The sequence below is a fragment of the Streptomyces sp. NPDC004031 genome, from assembly GCF_053604375.1.
In genome coordinates this window covers 1-21,251 of the sequence record NZ_JBSGHL010000058.1, presented here as the reverse complement: position 1 = coordinate 21,251, position 21,251 = coordinate 1, and the positions used below count along the sequence as shown (strand labels likewise).

The 21,251-nt window shown below is 74.2% G+C and carries 13 protein-coding genes and 1 pseudogene; 10 read left to right on the top strand and 4 right to left on the bottom strand.

What is annotated here, in order from left to right; translation table 11 throughout:
• Nucleotides 1–9 precede the first annotated feature (9 nt).
• Together ACWERV_RS29280 and ACWERV_RS29275 are read right to left on the bottom strand one after the other, a co-directional pair.
• Nucleotides 10–999, bottom strand: a complete 990-nt coding sequence (locus ACWERV_RS29280; protein WP_452938676.1) for a hypothetical protein — start codon at nucleotides 997–999, stop codon at nucleotides 10–12.
• A gap of 23 nt (nucleotides 1,000–1,022) precedes the next feature.
• Nucleotides 1,023–2,105: a DUF5954 family protein gene (locus ACWERV_RS29275; RefSeq protein ID WP_452938673.1), complete on the bottom strand. Its 1,083-nt coding sequence runs from the start codon at nucleotides 2,103–2,105 to the stop codon at nucleotides 1,023–1,025.
• 583 nt (nucleotides 2,106–2,688) lie between these two features.
• Between ACWERV_RS29275 and ACWERV_RS29270 the strand changes: the two are divergent.
• The 4 genes and pseudogenes from ACWERV_RS29270 to ACWERV_RS29255 form a co-directional block, all read left to right on the top strand.
• A pseudogene (locus ACWERV_RS29270) lies at nucleotides 2,689–5,031 on the top strand (GH92 family glycosyl hydrolase); the annotation flags it as partial.
• A gap of 959 nt (nucleotides 5,032–5,990) precedes the next feature.
• On the top strand, nucleotides 5,991–9,971 hold the full coding sequence (locus ACWERV_RS29265; protein ID WP_452938670.1) for a GH92 family glycosyl hydrolase: 3,981 nt from the start codon (nucleotides 5,991–5,993) through the stop codon (nucleotides 9,969–9,971).
• Nucleotides 9,972–10,222: 251 nt separating this feature from the next.
• Nucleotides 10,223–11,440 carry a hypothetical protein gene (locus tag ACWERV_RS29260; RefSeq protein ID WP_452938667.1) on the top strand — a complete coding sequence of 406 codons (1,218 nt, stop codon included), beginning with the start codon at nucleotides 10,223–10,225 and terminating at the stop codon, nucleotides 11,438–11,440.
• A 115-nt stretch (nucleotides 11,441–11,555) separates the two neighbouring features.
• Nucleotides 11,556–12,950, top strand: a complete 1,395-nt coding sequence (locus tag ACWERV_RS29255) for a GH1 family beta-glucosidase (RefSeq protein WP_452938665.1) — start codon at nucleotides 11,556–11,558, stop codon at nucleotides 12,948–12,950.
• A gap of 20 nt (nucleotides 12,951–12,970) precedes the next feature.
• On the opposite strand, the gene ACWERV_RS29250 is transcribed toward ACWERV_RS29255, so the two are convergent.
• Nucleotides 12,971–13,420: a nuclear transport factor 2 family protein gene (locus tag ACWERV_RS29250; protein WP_452938663.1), complete on the bottom strand. Its 450-nt coding sequence runs from the start codon at nucleotides 13,418–13,420 to the stop codon at nucleotides 12,971–12,973.
• Between the two features lie 191 nt (nucleotides 13,421–13,611).
• Between ACWERV_RS29250 and ACWERV_RS29245 the strand changes: the two genes are divergently transcribed.
• Nucleotides 13,612–14,181 carry a TetR/AcrR family transcriptional regulator gene (locus ACWERV_RS29245; RefSeq protein ID WP_452938661.1) on the top strand — a complete coding sequence of 190 codons (570 nt, stop codon included), beginning with the start codon at nucleotides 13,612–13,614 and terminating at the stop codon, nucleotides 14,179–14,181.
• 10 nt (nucleotides 14,182–14,191) lie between these two features.
• On the opposite strand, the gene ACWERV_RS29240 is transcribed toward ACWERV_RS29245, so the two are convergent.
• Nucleotides 14,192–15,298, bottom strand: coding sequence for an FAD-dependent oxidoreductase (locus tag ACWERV_RS29240; protein ID WP_452938658.1), 1,107 nt, complete (start codon nucleotides 15,296–15,298; stop codon nucleotides 14,192–14,194).
• Nucleotides 15,299–15,352: 54 nt separating this feature from the next.
• Between ACWERV_RS29240 and ACWERV_RS29235 the strand changes: the two genes are divergently transcribed.
• From ACWERV_RS29235 to ACWERV_RS29215, 5 genes are all read left to right on the top strand, one after another.
• Complete coding sequence (locus ACWERV_RS29235) at nucleotides 15,353–16,045, top strand: TetR/AcrR family transcriptional regulator (protein WP_452938655.1); 693 nt, start codon at nucleotides 15,353–15,355, stop codon at nucleotides 16,043–16,045.
• 49 nt (nucleotides 16,046–16,094) lie between these two features.
• Nucleotides 16,095–17,135: an AraC-like ligand-binding domain-containing protein gene (locus ACWERV_RS29230; protein ID WP_452938653.1), complete on the top strand. Its 1,041-nt coding sequence runs from the start codon at nucleotides 16,095–16,097 to the stop codon at nucleotides 17,133–17,135.
• 170 nt (nucleotides 17,136–17,305) lie between these two features.
• A complete protein-coding gene (locus tag ACWERV_RS29225; RefSeq protein ID WP_452938650.1) occupies nucleotides 17,306–18,421 on the top strand; it encodes a hypothetical protein in 1,116 nt (371 codons plus the stop codon).
• Between the two features lie 159 nt (nucleotides 18,422–18,580).
• Nucleotides 18,581–19,429, top strand: a complete 849-nt coding sequence (locus ACWERV_RS29220) for a universal stress protein (protein ID WP_452938647.1) — start codon at nucleotides 18,581–18,583, stop codon at nucleotides 19,427–19,429.
• A 234-nt stretch (nucleotides 19,430–19,663) separates the two neighbouring features.
• Nucleotides 19,664–21,154 carry a glycoside hydrolase family 6 protein gene (locus ACWERV_RS29215; RefSeq protein WP_452938644.1) on the top strand — a complete coding sequence of 497 codons (1,491 nt, stop codon included), beginning with the start codon at nucleotides 19,664–19,666 and terminating at the stop codon, nucleotides 21,152–21,154.
• Nucleotides 21,155–21,251 lie beyond the last annotated feature (97 nt).

The window sequence follows — 21,251 nt, the reverse complement described above, 5'->3', positions numbered from 1 at the left end:
CGGGCCCGGTCACGGCAGCGTGAGCACCGCGATGCCCTCCTCCCCGACGACGGCCAGCCGGCTGCCGTCGGGATGGAGGGCGGCGACCGGGGAGAGGTGTTTACGGGCCGCGTAGCACAGGGACTTCGTCCCGACCCGGACCTGCGGCCACTGCGCCACGACCCGGCCGGTCGCCGCGTCGAGCAGCCGGGGGTGGCCGTGCAGGGTGACGACCTGCTCGCCGCGCGGCAGCAGCAGCACGCCCGGTTCGGCGTCGGGCAGGGGACTGCGGTGCAGCCAGCGGCGCTCGGAGACCGACCAGACGCCGAGGTGCTGTGCCGCGAGCGCGCCGGGCTCCTCCTGCGGGCTGTACCACTCCTCCGGGCCGGTGGCGAGCACCAGCCGGTCGGCGTCGAGCCAGCAGCCGCCGCCGACCTCCCCGCCCATGACGGCCAGGGTGGGCAGCACGCCCTCGCCGTCGAGGGTGGCGGGGTCGGCGAGCGCCCGCGCGGTGTCGAAGACCTGGGCCGTCCCGAAGGGCTGCCAGAACCACCCGACCGACAGCAGGTGGCGGCCGTCCGGGCTCAGCTCCAGCCGGGAGTGGAAGACGTCCTCCGGCTCGCGCCCGCCCGCGGTCAGCCGCTCGCCGCTGCCCGCGTCCTCGATCTGGAGCACGTTGTACTCGTCGGGGCAGTGGACGACGACGTCGCGGCCGTCGCCGAGCCGCCCCAGCGCCAGCGGGTAGTCGAAGGCCGTCGAGTGGTAGTAGCTGCGGTTCAGCTCCCGCAGCACGCGCGAGCCCTCCAGCAGCGCGGCCTTGGTGCCGCGCTCCTGGTACACCGCACCGTACGGGCCCGGCGGCGCGGCCGTGGCGGCGTCGAAGGGGAAGCCCCAGAAGAACTCCGGCTTGCGCTCCGTCCCGTCCGGTCCCCAGCGCCGGCCGCCGTCGGTCCAGGAGACCAGGTCGTCCCCGTCCCACCGCAGCGATCTCGGCGCGCGCTCCACCGGCACGGACCGCATGTCCACCACCCCCGGGGCAGAGGCTACCCGTCCTCGGTGGCGTGGTGGACGACGCCGTCCTCGTCGAGACGGGGACGGATCTGCTCGGGCGGGTGGCTGTCGGTGTCGGACCGGCGCGGCGGCTCGGGCCCGTCGGGGCCCCAGCGCACCAGGCGGCGCATCCGGCAGATCCGGCGGGCGACGCCGTCCACCTCGACCTCGTCCGCGTGCTCCCGGAGCCGGTCGGCCGCGTGGACGAGCTCGGCCAGGTAGTCGGCGTCGGGGTGGTCGCCGGCGGCCAGCAGGCTGCGGGCGTCCACGCCGCGGTCGGCGTCGAACTCGACGATGCCCTGCCGCCGGGGCTCGTACCAGTTCAGCCCGAACTCCAGGGACCGACGGGCCCCGTGGGCGGTGCTGTGCAGCGTGCCGCTGACCGTCCACTCGCCGTCGTGCCGCTCCAGGACCCGGAAGGTGGTCGGCAGCAGCACGACCTCGGGATGGTCGGTCACGGCCCGCGCGGAGTCGCGGCGCACGTCCCGCGGATACCGGTCGCCGCTGTAGGAGTGGCCGCGCATGGCGAACCGCTCGGCGGCCTGGGTGGGCGTGACCGGCGCCGTGGTGTCCAGGACCAGCCCGTCGTCCACCGCCGGCTCCCGCACGGTGAGGTCCCAGTCGGGCACGAGGGGCCCGGCGTCGGTCGGCCGCGCCGTCTCCATCCCGCCCGGCCCCGCCCCGAGGTACTCCTCGGCCCGCACCACCCGGTAGCGGCTGCCCAGCACCGTCAGCTCGTCGACGCGCTCGGTCTCCAGCCGGGCGACCGCCGCCAGCAGCGCGCGCCGCTCGGCGCGGTCACGCGCCTCGTCCTTCGCCCGGAACCACAGCAGCGAGTTCAGGCTGTCCCGGGCGTCCTGCCCGCTGGTCGCCGTGATCGCGCTGACGACCCGCCACCGCGCCCCGTCCGCCTGCTCCTGGACGGCCACCCCGAACAGCGGGCCGCGCACCAGCAGCCGCGTCCGCTGCCGGGCCGCGTCGACCGCGTCGGCCTCCACGACCTCTTCCACCGGGCCGTCCGGAAACCGCACCACGACCGGCCACACCCTGTCCGGTCCCATCTCTCCGTCCGCCATACCCCCATCCTGCCGACCCGGCCCCGCCCCCGTCCCGGCTTCCGCCCCGGAACACCGGATCGCGTACCCCGGACACGGCGGCCTCCCTCCGCCCGGAGCCGTCGCACACTCAGGAAGGCGGCACGCGGGGGCGGTTGCGGCCGTCCCCGGCCGGGGGCCGTACGGGGCGAACCCGGCGTCCGGGCCCGCAGGACGGAACACGCGCGGCTCGGCCGGAAAACGGCCGGGGCCGTCCCCGCGGACGCCGACGCCGAGTTGGACGGCACGACGGCGGCGGACGTCCACATGGCGCCCACGGCCGCTGCCCACGGCCGGTCGACTCCCGGTCCCGGCAGCCCCGCGGCAGCCCCGCGCCCGCTGCCGACCGCCGCGTTCGCGGGAGCCGGGCCGTCGCCGGGAACGCCCCGCGCGGGCGGCCCCCGCGAGAGTCCGCCAAGATTGATTCCCCCTGCATCATTGACGCTGCGTTCCTCGGAGGACAAGATTCCTCACAGCTCATTCATGTGTTCCCGCACCTCAAGTCCCTTGCGTGACAGGCGAACCTGATGGTCTGACAACGTTGTCAGAGATGGAGAGAGGACGTATGCCTCCAAGAACGCAGCGCCTGCGCACAGCCGCGGCGGCCGCGGTCACCGCGCTCCTGGCGGCCGGAGCGGCGGTCGTGCCGGTCCCGGCCGCGTACGCCACCGGTGCCTCCGCCACCGGCGATCTCACCCACCTGGTCAACCCGTTCATCGGCACTCAGAACGACGGCAACACCTACCCGGGCGCGGCCGTGCCCTTCGGCATGGTGCAGCTCTCGCCCGACACCGGGCACAACACCGGCTACGACTACGACGAGGACCACATCCGCGGCTTCAGCGCCGTGCACCTGTCGGGCGTGGGCTGCGGCCTCGGCGGCGACCTGCCCGTGCTGCCGACGACCGGGGCGATCACCGCCACCGACGACGCCGCCTACGCCGCGCCGTACAGTCACGCCGACGAGAGCGCGTCACCCGGCTACTACAAGGTCGGGCTCGGCACCGGCATCACCGCCGAGCTGAGCGCCACCGACCGCACCGGCTGGCAGCGCTACACCTTCCCGTCCACCGACCAGGCCAACGTGCTGCTCAACTCCGGACAGGCGCTGCACAAGGTCACCAGCAGCACCGTGACCGTGCTCGACGACCGCACCGTGGTCACGTCGATCACCGGCAGCGGCTTCTGCCAGGACACCCGGCCGTACACCCTGTACACCGAGACCCGGTTCGACCGGCCCTTCGCCTCCTACGGGACGTGGAAGGGCGCCGACGTCACCGCCGGGGCGCGCACCTCCACCTCGACCGGGCTCGGCGGCGCCTACGTGCGCTTCGACACCACGAAGGACCGCAGCGTCACCGCCGTCACCTCGCTGTCCTGGGTGGACGCCAAGGGCGCGGCGAAGAACCTCGCGGCCGAGGGCCGCGGCAGCTTCGACGACACCGCGGCCGCGGCGAAGCGGGCGTGGCAGGAGCGCCTGGGCGCCGTCCGGGTGCAGGGCGGCACCGCCGAGCAGCAGCGGACGTTCTACTCCTCGCTCTACCGCTCCTTCCTCGCCCCCAACATCGGCAGCGACACCGACGGCCGCTACACCGGCTGGGACGACAAGGTGCACGCGGGCGACGGCTCGGTGTACTACCAGAACTGGTCGCTGTGGGACACCTACCGCACCCAGCAGCAACTGCTGTCGCTGCTCGCCCCGCGCGAGTCCCGGGACATGGCGCTGTCGCTGCTGAAGGTGGCCGAGCAGAGCGGCCAGCTGCCGCGCTGGGGGTACGCCACCGCCGAGACGAACATCATGACCGGCGACCCCGTCACACCGTTCCTGGTGGACGCCTACCGGCAGGGTCTGCTGAGGGGCCACGAGGAGGAGGCGTACCGCGCGCTGAAAAGCCACGCCGACACCGTCCCCCCGGCGTCCTCGCAGGCGGCCGGGCGGCAGGCCGACGTGGAGTACCTGGCGGGCGGCTACGTCCCCTACGCCCCCGAGCACCCCGGCAAGCCCGGTGACAACGACTTCCAGCACGGCCCGTCGGCCACGCTCGAATACGCCCTGGCGGACGCCGCGCTGGGCGGCATGGCGCAGTCGCTCGGCCACACCGCCGACGCGCGACGGTATCTGGCCCGCGGTCAGAACTACCGCAACATCCTCGACCCGGACACCGGCTTCTTCCGCGCCCGCGACACCGACGGCGGCTTCACCGGCCCCGCCGACCCGGCGCAGAGCGTCGGCTTCCACGAGGGCACCTCGTGGCAGTACATGTGGCTCGTCCCGCAGGACGTGCCCGGCCTCGTCGGCCTGATCGGCGGCACGGAGCAGGCCAACGCCCGGCTGGACTCCTTCTTCGCCTACGACAAGCTGCTCGCGGACCCGGCCGGCACCGCGCGGAACGTGTGGGTCAACGGCCCCTACGCGTACTACAACCAGGACAAGTACAACCCGCAGAACGAGCCCGACCTCGGCGCCCCGTACACCTACCTGTCCACCGGGCAGCCGTGGAAGACCACCGACGTGGTGCACGCCGCGCTCACCCTCTTCACCGACGCGCCGAACGGCGTGACCGGCAACGACGACCTCGGCACGATGTCGGCGTGGCAGGTGCTCTCGGCGATCGGCGTCTACCCGATGGCGCCCGGCACCGATCTGTGGGGGCTGTCCACGCCGCTGTTCAGCCGGGTCGACGTGACGCTCGACAGGCACTACTACCCGCACGGCCGGTTCACCGTCACCGCCCCCGGCAGCTCGGACACCGACCGCTACATCCGGTCGGCCCGGCTCGGCGGCCGGAACCTGCCGCGTACCTACATCACCACCGGCGACATCAAGGCGGGCAAGGACGTCGCGCTGACCCTCGGCGACGCGCCCTCGGCATGGGGCACCGCGCCCTCGGACGCGCCGCCCGCGCTCGACACGGCCGCCGACACCCAGGTCCGCACCGCGGCATCGGTGTCGCCCGCCTCGGTCGGTGTCCTCGGCGGGGGCACCGCCGCCGACGTCACCGTCTCCGCGGTCCTGACGGCGCCGCACCGCGCCTCCGGCACCGTCACGGTCACCGCGCCCGCCCCGCTCACCGCGGACCCCGGGCAGACGACCTTCCAGGTCAGCTCGGACACCCTGCCCGCCACCCACCAGGTGCCCGTGCACATCACCGCCCCCGCGGGCACCCCCGACGGCACCTATCCGGTGACCGTCACGGTGACCCAGAAGGGCGGGCCGACCGTCACCAGGACCGTCCCGGTCTCGGTGACCACGGCCAGCTGCACCGGCACGACCGGCTCCTGCGTGCAGGACCTGTCCGGGCAGTACGACGTGGACGGCGTCGGCACGGCCGGATCCACCGGGGCCGACTTCGACGGTACGGGCACCAGCTTCCCGGCCGAGAGCCTGCCCGCCCCCGGCCTCGGTGTCCTCGGCGGGCACGCGTACCGCTTCCCCGACACCACCGGCAGCGCCGCGAACTTCGCGACCGCCCACGGCCAGACCGTGCCGCTGGTGGCGCGCGGCTACTCGGCGCTCGATGTGCTGCTCACCGCCCACCACGGGGACGTGGACAGCACCGCCACCGTCACCTACGCCGACGGCACCACCGCCGACGTCCGGCTCGTCGCGACCGACTGGGCGTCGGGATCCCCGCGGCTCGGCGAGGACCCGGCGATCCACGCGGCCAGCCGCTACGACGCGCACGGGACGCCCGACGGCGTCGGCGTCGGCATCTGGCACCTGACCCTCCCGCTGGACAGCACCAGGACCGCGGTCTCGCTCACCCTGCCCGACGACACCCGGCTGGCGCTGTACGCGCTGAGCGGGCGTGACGCATGAGGCCCGCTGAGCAGCACCCCGGAACCGCAAGGAGAAAGGCAGCACCCATGAGACGTGGCCCCCTGCGCCGCACCCTCACCAGAGCCGCGCTGGCCGGCGCGGTCTCGATGGCACTGACCGTGCCCGCGACCGCGCTCGCGCACGCGGACGTCACACGGGCGGGCGGCGCCGCCCCCGCCTTCACGACGTCCTTCGAACCCGGTGACCCCCAGCCGACCTGGACCGACACCGCGGAGACCGACGCCAAGGGCGACCCGGAGGTCGCCGGGGTGACCGCGGGCACGCTGCCCGTGCTGCCCGGCAGCGTCAAGGACGACATCACCGCGGTGACGGCCAGTTCGGACAACCCGCCGAACGAGGTCGCGGGGAACGTCGCCGACGAGGACCCGAACACCAAGTGGCTCACCTTCGCCGCCACCGGCTGGGTGCAGTACCAGCTGTCGGCGGACGTGACGGTGAAGAAGTACGCGCTCACCTCCGCGAACGACTCCCCGGAGCGCGACCCGAAGGACTTCACCCTCCAGGGCTCCGCGAACGGCACCGACTGGACCACCGTCGACACCCGCAGCGGTGCCAAGTTCGCCGGGCGGTTCAAGAGCAACGTCTACGACGTCGCCGACCCGGGCGCGTACCGCTACTACCGGCTGAACGTCACCGCCAACACCAGCGGCTCCATCGTGCAGCTCGGCGACCTCATCCTGTCCGACGGCTCCGCGGCGCCGCCGCCGGTGTCCGGCATGACCACCGAGATCGGCGCCGGACCCGCCTCGGGCCCGAACGTCAAGCCGAGCGTGGGCTTCAGCGGCCTCAAGGCCCTGGAGTACGCGGGCAGCCACACCCGGTCCGGGGCCGTGCACGCGTACAACAAGCTCTACGACGTGCACATCCCGGTCAGGCGCGACACCCGGCTGTCGTACGACATCTTCCCCGAGCTGACCGGCGCGGACCTGGCCTACCCCAGCACGTACGCCGCCATCGACCTGCACTTCACCGACGGCAGCTATCTCAGCAGGCTGCGCACCCCGGCGCAGGACCAGAACGGCGTGCCGCTCAGCCCGCAGGGCCAGGGCACGTCCAAGATCCTCTACGCCTCGCAGTGGAACGCCGTCGCCTCGGACCTCGGCAAGGTGGCCGCGGGCAAGACGATCGACCGCATCCTGCTGGGCTACGACAACCCGGCGGGCAGCGCGGAGGCGGGCGCGAACACCCAGTTCAAGGGGTGGATCGACGACCTGACCATCGGCTCGGCCCCGGCCCGCGACCCGCACGCGAGCTACGCCGACCACGTCGACACCCGGCGCGGCACCAACGCCTCGGGCTCCTTCTCCCGCGGCAACAACCTGCCGCTGACGGCCGTCCCGAACGGCTTCAACTTCTTCACGCCGGTCACCGACGCCGGATCGACCAGCTGGGAGTACAGCTACGCGGCGCAGAACGACGCCGCCAACCTGCCCGAACTCCAGGCGCTCGGCATCAGCCACGAGCCCAGCCCGTGGATGGGGGACCGCGACACCTTCCAGGTCATGCCCTCCGCGGTGTCCGGCACCCCGGACCTGAACCGCACCAAGCGGGCGCTCGCCTTCGACCACAAGGACGAGGTGGCGCAGCCGCACTACTACGGCGTCACCTTCACCAACGGCATCAAGGCGGAGATCGCGCCCACCGACCACGCCGCGGAATTCCGCTTCACCTTCCCCGGTGACCACGGCAACCTGCTGTTCGACAACGTCAACAACAACGGCGGCCTCACCTTCGACGCCGCCGCGGGCACCCTGGACGGCTGGTCCGACGTCAACACCGGCGGCGGCGAGGCCGCCACGCGGATGTACGTGCACGCGGAGTTCGACCGCGCCCCCGGCACGGCTGCCAAGGTCACCGGGCAGGGCCGCGACAACGTCACCGGCTACGCCGCCTTCGACACCTCGGGCTCCCGCACGGTGACGATGCGGATCGCCACCTCGTTCATCGGCGCCGACCAGGCGCGCAAGAACCTGGACCTGGAGATCCCGAAGGGCACCTCGTTCGACACCGTCGAGAAGAACGCCGAACGGCAGTGGAACGCCAAGCTCGGCAAGGTCGAGGTCCAGGGCGCGAGCGAGGAGCAGCTCACCACGCTGTACTCGAACCTCTACCGGATGAACCTGTACCCCAACTCCGGTGCGGAGAACACCGGTACGGCCGCCCGGCCGGTGTACCGGTACGCCAGCCCGTTCTCCCCGGCCACCGGCGCCAGCACCCCCACGCAGACCGGCGCGAAGATCGTCGACGGCAAGGTCTACGTCAACAACGGCTTCTGGGACACCTACCGCAGCGAGTGGCCCGCCTACTCCCTGCTGGAGTCGAAGACCGCCGGTGAACTCGCCGACGGCTTCGTGCAGCAGTACAAGGACGGCGGCTGGACCGCCCGCTGGTCCTCGCCCGGCTACGCCGACCTGATGACCGGCACCAGCTCCGACGTCGCCTTCGCCGACGCCCTCGCCAAGGGCGTGGACAACTTCGACGCCAAGGCCGCCTACGAGGCAGCCGTGAAGAACGCCACCGTCGTCCCGACCGCCGGCGGCGTCGGCCGCAAGGGCCTGGACACCTCGGTCTTCAACGGCTACACCAACACCTCGGTGGACGGCAGCGTGTCGTGGTCGCTCGACGGCTACGTCAACGACTACGGCATCGGCCAGATGGCCGCCCGGCTCGCCGAGGACCCGCACACCTCCAAGGCCGACCGCGAGCGCTACCGGGAGGAGTCGGCGTACTTCCTGGGCCGCGCCCAGAACTACACCACCCTGTTCAACCAGGGCGTCGGCTTCTTCGAGGGCCGTAAGGCCGACGGCTCGTGGCGCGTCCCCGACGCCTCGTACGACCCGCAGCAGTGGGGCAACGAGTACACCGAGACCAACGCCTGGAACTACGCCTTCACCGTGCCGCAGGACCCGAACGGCCTCGCCGCGCTCTACGGCGGCCAGAAGGGCCTGGAGAAGAAGCTCGACGCGTTCTTCGGCACCCAGGAGACCGCCGACGGCGACGCGGGCGGCTACGGCGGCACCATCCACGAGATGATCGAGGCCCGCGACGTCCGGATGGGCGAGCTGGGCATGAGCAACCAGCCGTCCTTCGGCATCCCGTACATGTACGACTACGCCGGTGCCCCGGCCAAGACGCAGGCCGCCGTCCGGGAGATCCAGCAGCGGCTGTTCACCGGCAGCTCCATCGGCCAGGGCTACCCCGGCGACGAGGACAACGGCGCCACCTCGACCTGGCAGGTCTTCAGCGCGCTCGGCTTCTACCCGCTCCAGGTGGGCAACGACAACTACGTGATCGGCTCCCCGCTGTTCACCAAGGCCACCGTCCACCTGGACAACGGCCGCAGCATCGTCGTCAACGCGCCCGGCAACAGCGGGAAGAACATCTACGTGCAGTCGCTGAAGGTCAACGGCAAGCCGTGGAACAAGGTCTACCTGACGCAGAGCCAGCTCGCGTCGGGCGCCCGGCTGGACTTCACGATGGGCTCCCGCCCGTCGTCGTGGGGCACCGGCAAGGACGCGCTGCCGCCGTCCCTGACCGCGCCCGGCGCCACCCCGCGGCCGCTGGCCGACCTGACCGGCGACGGCAAGGGCACCGCGGCCGCGGGTGACGGCACGGACGTGGCCAAGCTCTTCGACAACACCTCGAAGACCGCGGTCACCTTCCCGTCCGCCGCTCCCACCGTGCAGTACACCTTCGGCGGCGCCGCCGCGACGTCCGGGAAGCCCGCGAAGCCGGGGCAGAAGGCCGCCTTCTACACCCTGACCTCCGGCAGCACCGCCGCCGCCCAGGACCCGCGCAGCTGGCAGCTCCAGGGCTCCACCGACGGCACGCACTGGAAGACGCTCGACACCCGGACCGGCGAGACCTTCACCGACCGCCTGCAGACGCGGCCGTTCGAGATCGCCCACCCCGGCGCGTACACCACCTACCGCCTGGTGGTGACCGCGAACAACGGTGACACGAGCGCCACGTCCCTGGCGGAGGTGGAGCTGCTGGCCCGCGGCTGACACCCCGCCACCACCGGTCCCGCCGGCCCGGACGCCCCGCGCGTCCGGGCCGGCGGCGCGTGTCAGACCCCGCGCTGCGGCCAGATACGCGAGAACGGCGAGAACGCGGCGGTGGCCGCTGTCCTGGACCTCCCCTTCCGGCCTTCCGGCACGGTGGGAGCGGGCCACACCTTCGACGGGCGGGGCCGTGCGAACAGGTGTTCTCGCGTGCGGTAATCTCTGCCGACTTCCGGTGAGATCAAGGGTGTTCGATGACAACTGCGTCCCCGCCTCCGCGCGAGGAAGACGACGAGCCGTCCGCCGTACCCGACGAGGTGTGGGAGGCATTCGCGGACGACACCCCGGGCAGGATCCGGGCCACCGCGCCGAAGGAGCCCTCGGCCCGCGCCCGGATGGTGACCGAGCGGCTGCGGCGCGAGGACGAGGCGGCGGCCGAGCGTGAGCGGGCCGCGGCGAAGCGCCGGTGGGGCCGCAGGGAGCGCCGCCCCCAGGAACCGGCGGGGTGGCGGACCGGGCCCGCCTGGCGGGAGATGCGGCGCGGCGAGAGCAGGCCGTGGCGGGACCTGGCCCGCGCGGGGCTGGTCGTGGTGGTGGTCGCGGCGCTCGCGATGATCGCCGTCAACCCGTCCGGCGCGCGGGCGCTGGCGCACGGCCACTGGCACTCCTCCGGCGGCTCCGACACCGCGTCCGACACGCCCGCGGACACCGTGCCGCTGCCGCCCGAGACCGCGCCGCCGACCGCCCCGCCCCCGGCCGTCGATCCCGACATGCCCACGGTGAGCCACCCCTTCGCCGGTTCGCCCGCCCTCGCGTGGGCCGACGGCGCGGCCGGCATCGAGGTGCCGCACGCCACCGCGGTCGGCGATGTGAGTGCCCAGCAGGTCGCCACGGTCCTGCGGACGACCAGGGACTACCTGGTCGCGTCCGACCTCGACCCGGCGGTGCTGCGCGGCGGCTACCCGGCCGCGGCCCTGCGGCTGGTCGACCCGGTCAACGGCGAACCGGCCGTGATGAAGGACGCGCTGCGCGCGCCGAGCAAGAAGAAGAACCCGACCAGCTGGTTCACCCGCTACGACCCGAAGGAGGTCCAGCCGGTCGGCACGGTGGTCAAGGTCCGCGGCCGGATGACCTTCGGGTCCGCCGGCCACGGGGGCGTGCGCGTGCACAGCGACTACACCTTCGTCTACGCCTTCACGAAGGCCGGGGACGCGCACGGGCAGGTGTCCCGGCTGGTCGTACGGCGCGAGGTGGACACCGACTGGTTCCCGCGCGCTCCGCGCGGCAAGGTGCAGATCGTGTCGGGCAACGCGTCCTTCGGCGGCTCCGCCTGCGACATCGAGGACGGGTATCTGCACCCGCTGCCCGAGGTCGCCCCGAAGGTCACCCCGAGCGGCCCCGCCACGGACCCGTACGACCGCAGCAAGCCGCTCGGCACCAAGCGGGACTGCGGGGTGGTCAGCCGGGTGTGAGCCGACGGCCCGTGGGAGGCCCCGGCGCCGGCCGCCCACGGGGACGCCGTCCGCCGGTCGTCGCGGCCGCCGCGTAAGGTGGCGGCCGCGAAGATCGACACCACGAGGAGCCCCCATGACGTCCGCCCCCGCCCCGCGCTTCCCGCGCGGCTTCCGGTTCGGCGCCGCCACCGCGGCCTACCAGATCGAGGGCGCCACCGGCGAGGACGGCCGCGGCGTCTCCATCTGGGACACCTACTCCCGTACGCCCGGGGCCACCGCCGAAGGCGCCACCGGGGACGTCGCGTGCGACCACTACCACCGCTACCCGGAGGACGTCGCGCTGCTGCGCGACCTGGGCGCCGACACCTACCGCTTCTCGGTCGCCTGGCCGCGGATCGTCCCGGAGGGCACCGGGAAGGTGAACCCGGCCGGGCTCGACTTCTACGACCGTCTGGTGGACGAGCTGCTCGCCGCGGGCGTCGAACCCGCACCCACGCTCTACCACTGGGACCTGCCGCAGCCGCTGGAGGACACCGGCGGCTGGCGGGTCCGCGCCACCGCCGAGGCGTTCGCGGACTACGCGGCCGTCGTCGCCGAACGCCTCGCGGACCGGGCGGGCCGCTGGATGACCCTCAACGAGCCCTTCTGCACCGCCTTCGTGGGCCATGCGATCGGCCGCCACGCCCCCGGTACCCGGGAGGGCGACGGCGCCCTCGCCGTCGTGCACCACCTGCTCGTCGGGCACGGCCTGGCCGTCGACGCGCTGCGTGCCGCCGGGGCCCGTGAGGTCGGCATCGCGCTCAACCCCGACCGGCTGCTGCCCGCCACCGCCTCGCAGGCCGACGCCGAGGCCGTCGAGCGCGCCGAGATCCTGCACAACCGCTGCTGGTTCGACCCGATCTTCCTCGGCCGCTACCCCGAGGGCGAGCGGGAGATCTGGGGGGACATCAGCGACTTCGCCTTCCGCCGCGACGGCGACCTCGCACTCGCCTCCCGCCCGCTGGACTTCTGCGGCGTCAACTACTACCGGCCCATCACCGTGGCCGACGCCCCCTGGCGGGAGGCCGACCCGGCGCTGCGCACCGCTGTCGACATCCGCGCCGAGGAGACCTGGGGCGACCCCGCCGCCCGCCGGACCACCATGGGCTGGCCCGTGGTCCCCTCCTCCTTCCGCGACCTGCTCGTCGACCTCGACCGCCGCTACCCCGGCCTGCCGCCGATCGTCGTCACCGAGAACGGCTCCGCCGAGGCCGACGTCCCCGGCGCGGACGGCACGGTGCACGACGCCGACCGTGTCGCCTACCTCCGCGACCACCTCGACGCGCTGGCCCAGGCCGTCGCCGAGGGCGTGGACGTGCGCGCCTACTACGTGTGGTCGCTGCTGGACAACTTCGAGTGGGCCTTCGGCTACGACCGCCGCTTCGGCATCGTCCGCGTCGACTACGACACGCTGCGGCGCACGCCCAAGGACAGCTACCGCTGGTACCGCGACTTCATCGCCGCGGAGCGGGCCGCGCACGGGAGCTGACGGCCCGCCCGCTCCCCGCGCTAGCCGTGCGCGGGGGCGGCGAGGGCCTCCAGCAGCGCCGGGAGCCGTCCGAGGGCCGTCGCCCCGGCGATCGGGTCGGCGTAGTCGCGGGTGTGCACGATCACGCCGTCCCGGACGGTCATCACCATCAGGAACGACAGCGTGAACGGCTCGCCGCCGCCGACGAGCCGCCCGTGCAGGTCGTACTCGACGATCACGACCTCGGGGTCGGCCGTCTCGTGGATCCGCACCCCGCTGACGCGCTCGTACCGGCGCACGGCGGCACCGGCCCGGAAGCGGGCGCGCAGGGACTCGCGGTCGGTCTCGGTGCGGGCCGGGTAGAGCGCGGGCGGGGCGAACGGCATCTCGATGACGGTGTGCGGGGCGTAGAAGTCGGCCAGAGCCCCGGGGTCGGCTCCGGTGGTGGCGGCGAGGAAGCCCTCGGCGGTCTCGCGGGCGGTGCTCGGCATGCTGGTGTCCTTCCGGTACGGGCTTCCGGTTCCGGGCGTGCGGGGGCCGCGCTAAGGTGGGCCGGCGGAAACGGAGGGTGCGCCCCGGTTGGACGGTACCGGAGAGTGCGCCCCGTTTACAGGGTTTCCCCGACAGGTTTCCCGGACGGGGCTTCTCGGACGGGTTTCCCGGACAGTGAGGTGGACGGATCGTGCGGGCCGACGCGAAACGCAACCGCGACCTGCTGCTGCGAGCGGCGCAGGACGCCTTCGCCGAGGAGGGGATCGGGGTGTCGCTGGACAGCGTCGCCCGCCGCGCCGGGGTCGGTCCGGGCACCCTCTACCGGCACTTCCCGACGAAGGAGGCGCTCTTCGAGGCCGTCGTCCACGAGCGGCTGCGCCAACTCGTCGCCCGCGCGCGGGAGGCGGCGGGCGACACCGACCCGGGCGCCGCCTTCTTCGGCTTCGTCGCCCACATGGTGCGCGAGGCCGCCCCCAAGCAGGATCTCGTGGACGCCCTGGGCGGCGCCGGGGCGCAGGTGCGGACCGCCGTCACCGCGACCGCCGGTGAGCTGCGCGACGAGGTCGGCCGCCTCCTGGCGCGGGCCCAGCGCGCCGGCGCCGTACGCCCCGACCTCGGCACGGCCGACCTGATGGCCTTGCTGTCCGGGGTGCTGCACGCGCTGCGCGGCCGCCCCCGCGACCCGGCCGCCCCGGTGGACCAGGACCTCCTGGTGGCCGTCGTGTGCGACGGCCTCGCGGCGCGGCCGGACACCCCCTGACGCCCGGCGGTCAGGACGGCTGGACCGCGTCGAAGACGGCGAGGGCCGCGGCCGGGTCCGGGCTCACCAGGCGCTCCAGGCCGTCCGCCGTGATCGCCGCCCACCGGGCGGCCCGCGTCCACATCCGCTCCTCGAAGGCGCGCACGGCGGCGTCCGGGTCCGCCGGGTCCGCGGCGAGGGCCTCGGCGAGTTCGGCGCCGTCCAGCAGCGCGAGGTTCGCGCCCGCGCCGAGCGGGGGCATCAGATGGGCGGCGTCGCCCAGCAGGGTCACCCCGGGGACGTGCGGCCAGGTGTGGCCCACGGGCAGGACGTGGAGGGGGCGGCGGACGAAGCCGGTGCCGTACCGCAGGAGGTCGAGGACGGCCGGGGCCCAGCCGTCGAACAGGGCCAGCAGCTCGGACCGCGCGGCCTCCGGGTCCGCCGGGCCGTCCGCCAGCGGTCCGCGGAAGCGCGCGTGCACCGTGACGTGGCCGCCGCTGCCGCGCTGGGCGACGACGGAGCGGTTCGCGCCGTACACGCCCAGGGCGCCGTCGCCGACCAGCCGGGCGAGGTCCGGGTGGCGGGTGTCGATGTCGTCCAGCGAGGTCTCGACGGCGGTGATCCCGGTGTAGTGCGGCGTCACCGGGGAGACCGCGGGGCGGACCCGGGAGCGGCCGCCGTCCGCGCCGATCACCAGGTCGAACGTCTCGCGCCACCCGTTCGCGCACGTCACCGGCACCCCGTCCGCCGTCACCGGCCCCACCCGGGTCACGCCGTGCCCCCAGCGGACGTCGAGGGGGCCGAGCAGCAGGTCGCGCAGCTGTCCGCGGTCGATCTCGGGGTTGGCCAGGTCGTCCGGGCGGGGCCGCCAGTCGCGCAGCACGGTGCCGTCCGTGGCGAGGATGCGCATCGCCTGCCCCTCGGGGCGGGACAGCGCCAGGAAGTCCGCGAGCAGCCCGGCCTTGTCGAGGGCGAGCTGGCCGAGCCCGGTGTGCAGGTCCAGGGTGCCGCCCGGCGGGCGGGCGGCGGGGGAGGAGTCGCGTTCCAGCACGGTGACCCGGTGGCCGTGACGGTGCATGACGCGGGCGAAGGCGAGGCCGGCGGGACCGCCGCCGACCACTGCGATGCGGTGTCTCATGTCGATACACTGTATTGATCCGATACGACGTCTGGCAACAGTACGGTGGTGACCATGACTGTGTGGGACCGCCCGGAGCCGCCGACCCGCCCCGTACCCCTCGACCGCGCGCGGATCGTCGCCGCCGCCGTCGCGCTCGCCGACGAGGGCGGGCTGGAGGCGGTGTCGCTGCGCAAGGTCGCCGCCCGGCTGAACGCCGGCCCGATGCGGCTGTACGGCTACCTCGCCACCAAGGAGGAGCTGTTCGACCTCATGCTGGACGAGGTCCGCGCCGAGATCCTCCCCGCCGCGGACCCCGCCGACTGGCGGGCGGCGCTACGCGCCCTCGCCCACGGCACCCGGCAGACCGCGCTGCGCCACGAGTGGCTGGCCGACCTGCTCGGCGGGCGCCCCGCCCTGGGCCCGAACGGCCTCGCCGTGGGCGAGGCGACGCTGGCCGCCCTCCTCGGGCACACCGACGTCGACACCGCGATGCGCGCGGTGGAGACCGTCACCGCCTACGTCACCGGCGCGATCCGGCGCGAGATCGCCCGGCTGCGGGCCGAGCGCGCCACGGGCCTGTCCGAGCGCGAGTGGCAGCGCGCCTCCGGCCCGCACCTGACGAGGATGCTGGCCACGGGACGCTTCCCGGCGCTGTCCAGAGCCGTGCACGAGGGCACGGACGCCGACGCGGGGACGTCCTTCGACACCGGCCTGGAGTGGGTCCTCGACGCCGTGGCCGCACGCCTCGGCCCGCCGCCGCAGTGACGCCCGCGGCGGCGGTGGTGCATCATCGGGCGGGGAGGGACACGCCTGTATGTTCGCATCGGTGTACAGCTCCGAACATCGGGCTCCCGATGAGCGGTTGGAGTGGTGGCGCGACCTCGTCTCGCACCAGTTCATCCCGTCCTCGGTCGAATGCGACGACCCGGACGGCTTCCGGGCGGTCCTGCGGCGCCACGACCTCGGCGACGTCCAGTTGTGCGACCTGGAGTACTCCGCCCTGCGCAGCCGCCGCACGAGCCGGATGGCGCGCGGGGACGGCTACGACGCCTACCTGCTCATCTGGGTCAGACGGGGTCTGCAGCGGCTGCTGTGCGGCAGCCACGACACCGTGCCCGAACCCGGCGAACTGCTGCTGCTGAACGGCGGGCGGCCCTTCGACGCCCGGGTGCCCGCCACCGGCGCGCAGGTCACCGCGCTGTCCGTCCCCAGGGAGGTGATGCCGCTGCCGCCGGGGCGGCTGGACCGCCTCATCGGCTTCCGGCTGCCGGGGACGGCGGTCTCCGGACTCCTCACGGACTTCCTGCGGGGCCTGTCCGACCGTTCCCCCGCCTTCGGCCCGAACGACGCCGCCCGGCTCGCCACCGCCACGGTGGACCTGACCGCGGCGGCGCTCGCGCACTACGCGGACGCGCAGGCCGAGGTGCCCGCCGAGGCCCGCCGCCGGGTGCTGCTGGCCGAGGTGCAGGCCTTCGTCGAGCGCAACCTGCGCGGCGGCCCGCTCACCCCGGGCGACATCGCCGCCGCACACCATGTGTCGGTCCGCCACCTGCACCGGCTCTTCCAGGAGCAGGGGGTGACGGTGCGCGAGTGGATCCGCCGACGGCGGCTGGAGCACTGCCGCAGCGACCTCGCCGACCCCGCCTACGCCCACCTGCCGGTGGCGGCGGTCGGCGCGCGCTGGGGGTACGGCAGCGCGGCGGACTTCAGCCGCGCCTTCCGGGCGGCGTACGGGACGCCGCCCGGCGCGTACCGCCGGGCGGTCACCGCGGGGGACATCCGCCCGGTCTTCCCCGACCCGCGGGAGACCCCGCCGGTCCTTCCCGGCCCGCCGGACACCCCCCGGGCGCCCTGACCGCGCCGCGACCGGCCCGGCGGGAGAGGGCGCTCCCCGCCAATCGCCCGGCGTCCGGTGCCAATGCCGCGGGGGATGCCGGCGGCCTACAGTCGCCCCGCCGTCCGGCGCGGCGCGCGGTCGACACGCGCGGGCGCCCGCGCGGCTGAACGGTCATCACCCTCCCACCCATGGAGACAGGCATGTTCAAGGCAGCCAGAACTCCCGCGGCGGCGGCCCTCCCCGCGACGCCCGCGCACCGCTCCGCCAGGTCCCTCGTGGCCTTCGCGGTCGCGGCGCTCCTGGTCGCGCTCGGCGTCATGGCGGTGCCCGCCGGGACCGCCCGCGCCGCGACCGGCCAGGCGCAGGCGCCGTCCGACCGGTTGCAGGTCTGGAACCTCAACACGCACGGCATGGAGACCGATCCGAGCAGCTGTCCCACCAGCCCGTGTACCGACTACCGCGAGTTCGTCGACTACATCACCGACCCGGCCAGGGTCGCGTACGTGCCGGACATCGTCACGCTCCAGGAGGCCGGCACCACGGTGCTGGGCAACCCGAGCTGCCACGAGTTCGAGTACGCGCTGGAGGCCAGGACCGGGCTGGACTACTACTGCTACGAGACGACCGAGCGCGGCGGAGCGGCCATCGTCTACCGGACCGGCCGGCTGTCGTACGTCGGCGGCACGAAGCAGAACGTCCAGCTCAAGGAGCGGGCGAACGCGAGCGCGGGCTGCACCGCCAGCTCCTGGTACGCGCTGGTGCAGCGCTTCAAGGACGACCTGGACACCAGCAAGTTCATCAACGTCGCGTCCGTCCACCTGCCCGTCGCCGCGGACGACTCCGCCAACCCGGACGCCGACTGCGCCTGGGAGAACATGAAGACCGTCAGCTCCGTGGTCGGCGGCCTCGGCTCGTCCTCCATGCAGATCATGGCCGGGGACTGGAACCACTTCGACGGCGCCCTCACCTCCCCGAGCCAGGTCGACTGGGAGTGCTGGTACACCGGCACCAACGCCGACCTGGTCGACAGCTGCGGCAGCACGGTGTCGAACCTGGGCTGGAAGGACGCGATGTACCGCGCCTGCGGCCTGTCCGGCGCGGCCGCGTACAACTGCCTGGACGCCAACCACTGGACGCACGCCGGAGTGCGGATCGACTTCCTGTTCACCAAGACCTACGCCATCTACAACCAGGTCACCGTGGACTACGCGCTCGCCCACCAGTCGGCCGGAAACGTGAGCACCATGCCCGCGCAGTACAGCGACCACCGCGGCCAGGGCGCGCTGCTGCGCTACTACGCCTAGGCGTACCGACCCGCACCCCGCCCCGGCCCGCGGACACCGCCGCACGGTGCCCGCGGGCCGGGGCGGGGTGCCCGACCGCGTGGCCGCCCGGCGCCGGAGGGGGCACGGTGGAAGGGGGCGGCACGAGACGGTGTGCGGCCGGGAAGCGGGTGTGCGGTCATGACGAAGCCACTGACGGTCGGCGTGGACGGGTCCGACGCGAGCCTGCGGGCCCTGGACTGGGCCGTCGACGAGGCCGCGCGCCTGGGGCTGCCGCTGCGCATCCTGCACGCCTCGCTGTGGGACCGGTACGTGCGCCCCGCCCCGAAGCTCGCGGCCGTACGGCCGGGGCAGCAGGCGGCGGACGACGCCGTCGTGGACACCGCCCGTGAGCGGGCGGCCCGGCTCGGCCCCGGCGTACCGCTCACCGCCCAGGACGTCGCCGACGACCCCTTCGGGGCCCTGCTGCGCGCGGCGCCCGAGGCGTACGCGCTGGTCGTGGGCAACCGGGGCCGCGGCGAGCTCACCGACATGCTGCTGGGCTCGGTGAGCCTCACGGTGGCGGGCCAGGCGCCCTGCCCGGTCGTCGTGGTGCGGGGCGGGGACGCGAACGTCGCCGGGCGCTTCGGCCGGGTCACCCTCGGTGTGGGCGGCCCGGACGACGCGCCGGACGCGGCGCGGTTCGCCTTCCGTACGGCCCGTGCGCGCGGGGCGGGCGTGGACGCCGTGCACGCCTGGCGCAGCCCGGACGGCGCGGACGAGGCGGGCGGGGGCCGGGAGACCGCCGAGCGCGTGCTCGACGGGGCGCTGCGCGCCGCCCGCCGCGACCACCCGGAGGTCACCGTGCGCGCGAGCACCGCGGAGGCGAAGGCCCGCACACCGCTGCTGGCGGCCTCGGCGTCGAGCGACCTGCTCGTGGTGGGCGCGCGGCGCCGCGACGGCGCGGTCGGACTGCACCTGGGCCCGGTCAACCACGCCCTGCTGCACCACGCGGACTGCCCGGTCGCCGTGGTGCCGCAGGGCGGCTGACCGGGGCCCCGGGCCCCGGTACGGCGGGGAAATTCTCGCGGCGGACGCCGGGCCCGTGAGTGGGAGCGCTCCCATTTGGTGGAAAGTGCATGCCGCACAGGGATTTCGCAGTTCGGCCGCGCTGGCTAGGCTCGGGCGCGGTTGCGCGGGAGCGCTCCCATGGAAGGCCCCCGCCGCACCCGGCCCTCACCCGAGGGCCCGCCCTCTCCCCCCACGAGAGCACGGAGGACGACTGTGACACCCCCCATCCGCACGCCGCGCCCCGACGGGCCGGACGCGGCCGCCGCACGCGGGCCGCGGCTGCGCAAGGCCCTGGCGCTCGGCCTGGCCACCGGCCTCGCCGCCGCCGGTATCGCCCTGAGCACCCAGATCTCCGCGGGCGCCGCGGCGCAGGGCAGCATCCCCGCGGGCACCCAGCTCTACAAGGACCCGAACTCCCAGGTCAACAAGTGGGTCGCCGCCAACCCGGGCGATTCCCGCGAGCCGGTCATCGCCCGCAGGATCGCCTCCCAGCCGCAGGCGGTCTGGTTCTCCAACTACAGCCCGGCCACCGTCACCGCCGACGTCCAGAAGGTCACCTCGGCCGCGGCCGCCGCCGGGCAGGTGCCGGTGCTGGCCGTGTACGAGATCCCCAACCGCGACTGCGGCGGCGCCTCCGCCGGCGGCGCGCCGGACCTGGCGTCGTACGCGAGCTGGGTGAGCAAGTTCGCCGCCGGGCTGGGCAGCGGGCAGTCGATCGTCATCCTGGAGCCCGACTCCATCGCCCTGACCACATGCCTGTCCGGGCAGCAGCAGGCCGACCGGTTCGCCGCGCTCTCCCAGGCGGGCGCCACCATCCACGCCGCCGACCCGAGCGCCAAGGTCTACCTGGACGGCGGCCACTCGGCCTGGAACAGCGCCTCGGAGCAGGCCTCCCGGCTGCGCAGCGCCGGCATCCTGACCAACGCCGACGGGCTCTTCACCAACGTCTCCAACTTCAACACCACGGCGAACGAGGTCAACTTCGCCAAGAACGTGCTGTCCGCGCTGGGCAACCCGGGCAACCTGCACGCCGTCGTCGACACCAGCCGCAACGGCAACGGTCCGGCCGGGGGAGGGGCCTGGTGCGACCCGTCCGGCCGGGCGATCGGCGCCTACCCCACGACCAACACCGGGGACCCGGCGATCGACGCCTTCCTCTGGGTGAAGCCGCCGGGTGAGGCGGACGGCTGCGCGGGCACCGCGGGCACCTTCCTGCCGGACGTGGCCTACCAGCTCGCCTCCGCGGGTGCCTCGGACCCGAGCACGCCGCCCACGACCCCGCCGACGACGCCTCCCACCACCCCGCCGACGACTCCTCCGACCACGCCCCCCACCACGCCGCCGACGACGCCTCCCACCACCCCGCCGACCACTCCGCCTGCCGGTGCGGGCTGCTCCGTCACCTACAAGGTCTCCAGCGCCTGGAACGGCGGCTTCACCGCGGACGTCACCGTGCGCAACACCGGCAGCACGGCCCTGAACGGCTGGTCGCTCGCCTGGACCTTCCCCGCCGACCAGAAGATCACCAGCGCCTGGAACGCGGCCGCCACCCAGTCCGGCGCGGCCGTGACCGCCAAGGACCTGGGCTACAACGGGACTGTTCCGGCCGGTGGCTCCACGAGCTTCGGCTTCCAGGGCACGGGCTCCGGGACCAGCTCGCCGACCGCCTTCACCCTGAACGGTGCCGCCTGCACCGTGGCCTGAACATGCCCTGAACCGCCCCGCTCCACTGCCGCGGCGGCCGGCCCACAGCGCCCGGTCGCCGAACCGCCCGCCGCCCGAGATGCGCAGGGCGCAGGGC

Bases quoted from the DNA above. Each gene is read 5' to 3' on its own strand.
- ACWERV_RS29280 (WP_452938676.1), bottom strand. From the start codon at position 999: ATGCGGTCCGTGCCGGTGGAGCGCGCGCCGAGATCGCTGCGGTGGGAC.
- ACWERV_RS29275 (WP_452938673.1), bottom strand. From the start codon at position 2,105: ATGGCGGACGGAGAGATGGGACCGGACAGGGTGTGGCCGGTCGTGGTG.
- ACWERV_RS29265 (WP_452938670.1), top strand. From the start codon at position 5,991: ATGAGACGTGGCCCCCTGCGCCGCACCCTCACCAGAGCCGCGCTGGCC.
- ACWERV_RS29260 (WP_452938667.1), top strand. From the start codon at position 10,223: ATGACAACTGCGTCCCCGCCTCCGCGCGAGGAAGACGACGAGCCGTCC.
- ACWERV_RS29255 (WP_452938665.1), top strand. From the start codon at position 11,556: ATGACGTCCGCCCCCGCCCCGCGCTTCCCGCGCGGCTTCCGGTTCGGC.
- ACWERV_RS29250 (WP_452938663.1), bottom strand. From the start codon at position 13,420: ATGCCGAGCACCGCCCGCGAGACCGCCGAGGGCTTCCTCGCCGCCACC.
- ACWERV_RS29240 (WP_452938658.1), bottom strand. From the start codon at position 15,298: ATGAGACACCGCATCGCAGTGGTCGGCGGCGGTCCCGCCGGCCTCGCC.
- ACWERV_RS29235 (WP_452938655.1), top strand. From the start codon at position 15,353: ATGACTGTGTGGGACCGCCCGGAGCCGCCGACCCGCCCCGTACCCCTC.
- ACWERV_RS29230 (WP_452938653.1), top strand. From the start codon at position 16,095: ATGTTCGCATCGGTGTACAGCTCCGAACATCGGGCTCCCGATGAGCGG.
- ACWERV_RS29225 (WP_452938650.1), top strand. From the start codon at position 17,306: ATGGAGACAGGCATGTTCAAGGCAGCCAGAACTCCCGCGGCGGCGGCC.
- ACWERV_RS29220 (WP_452938647.1), top strand. From the start codon at position 18,581: ATGACGAAGCCACTGACGGTCGGCGTGGACGGGTCCGACGCGAGCCTG.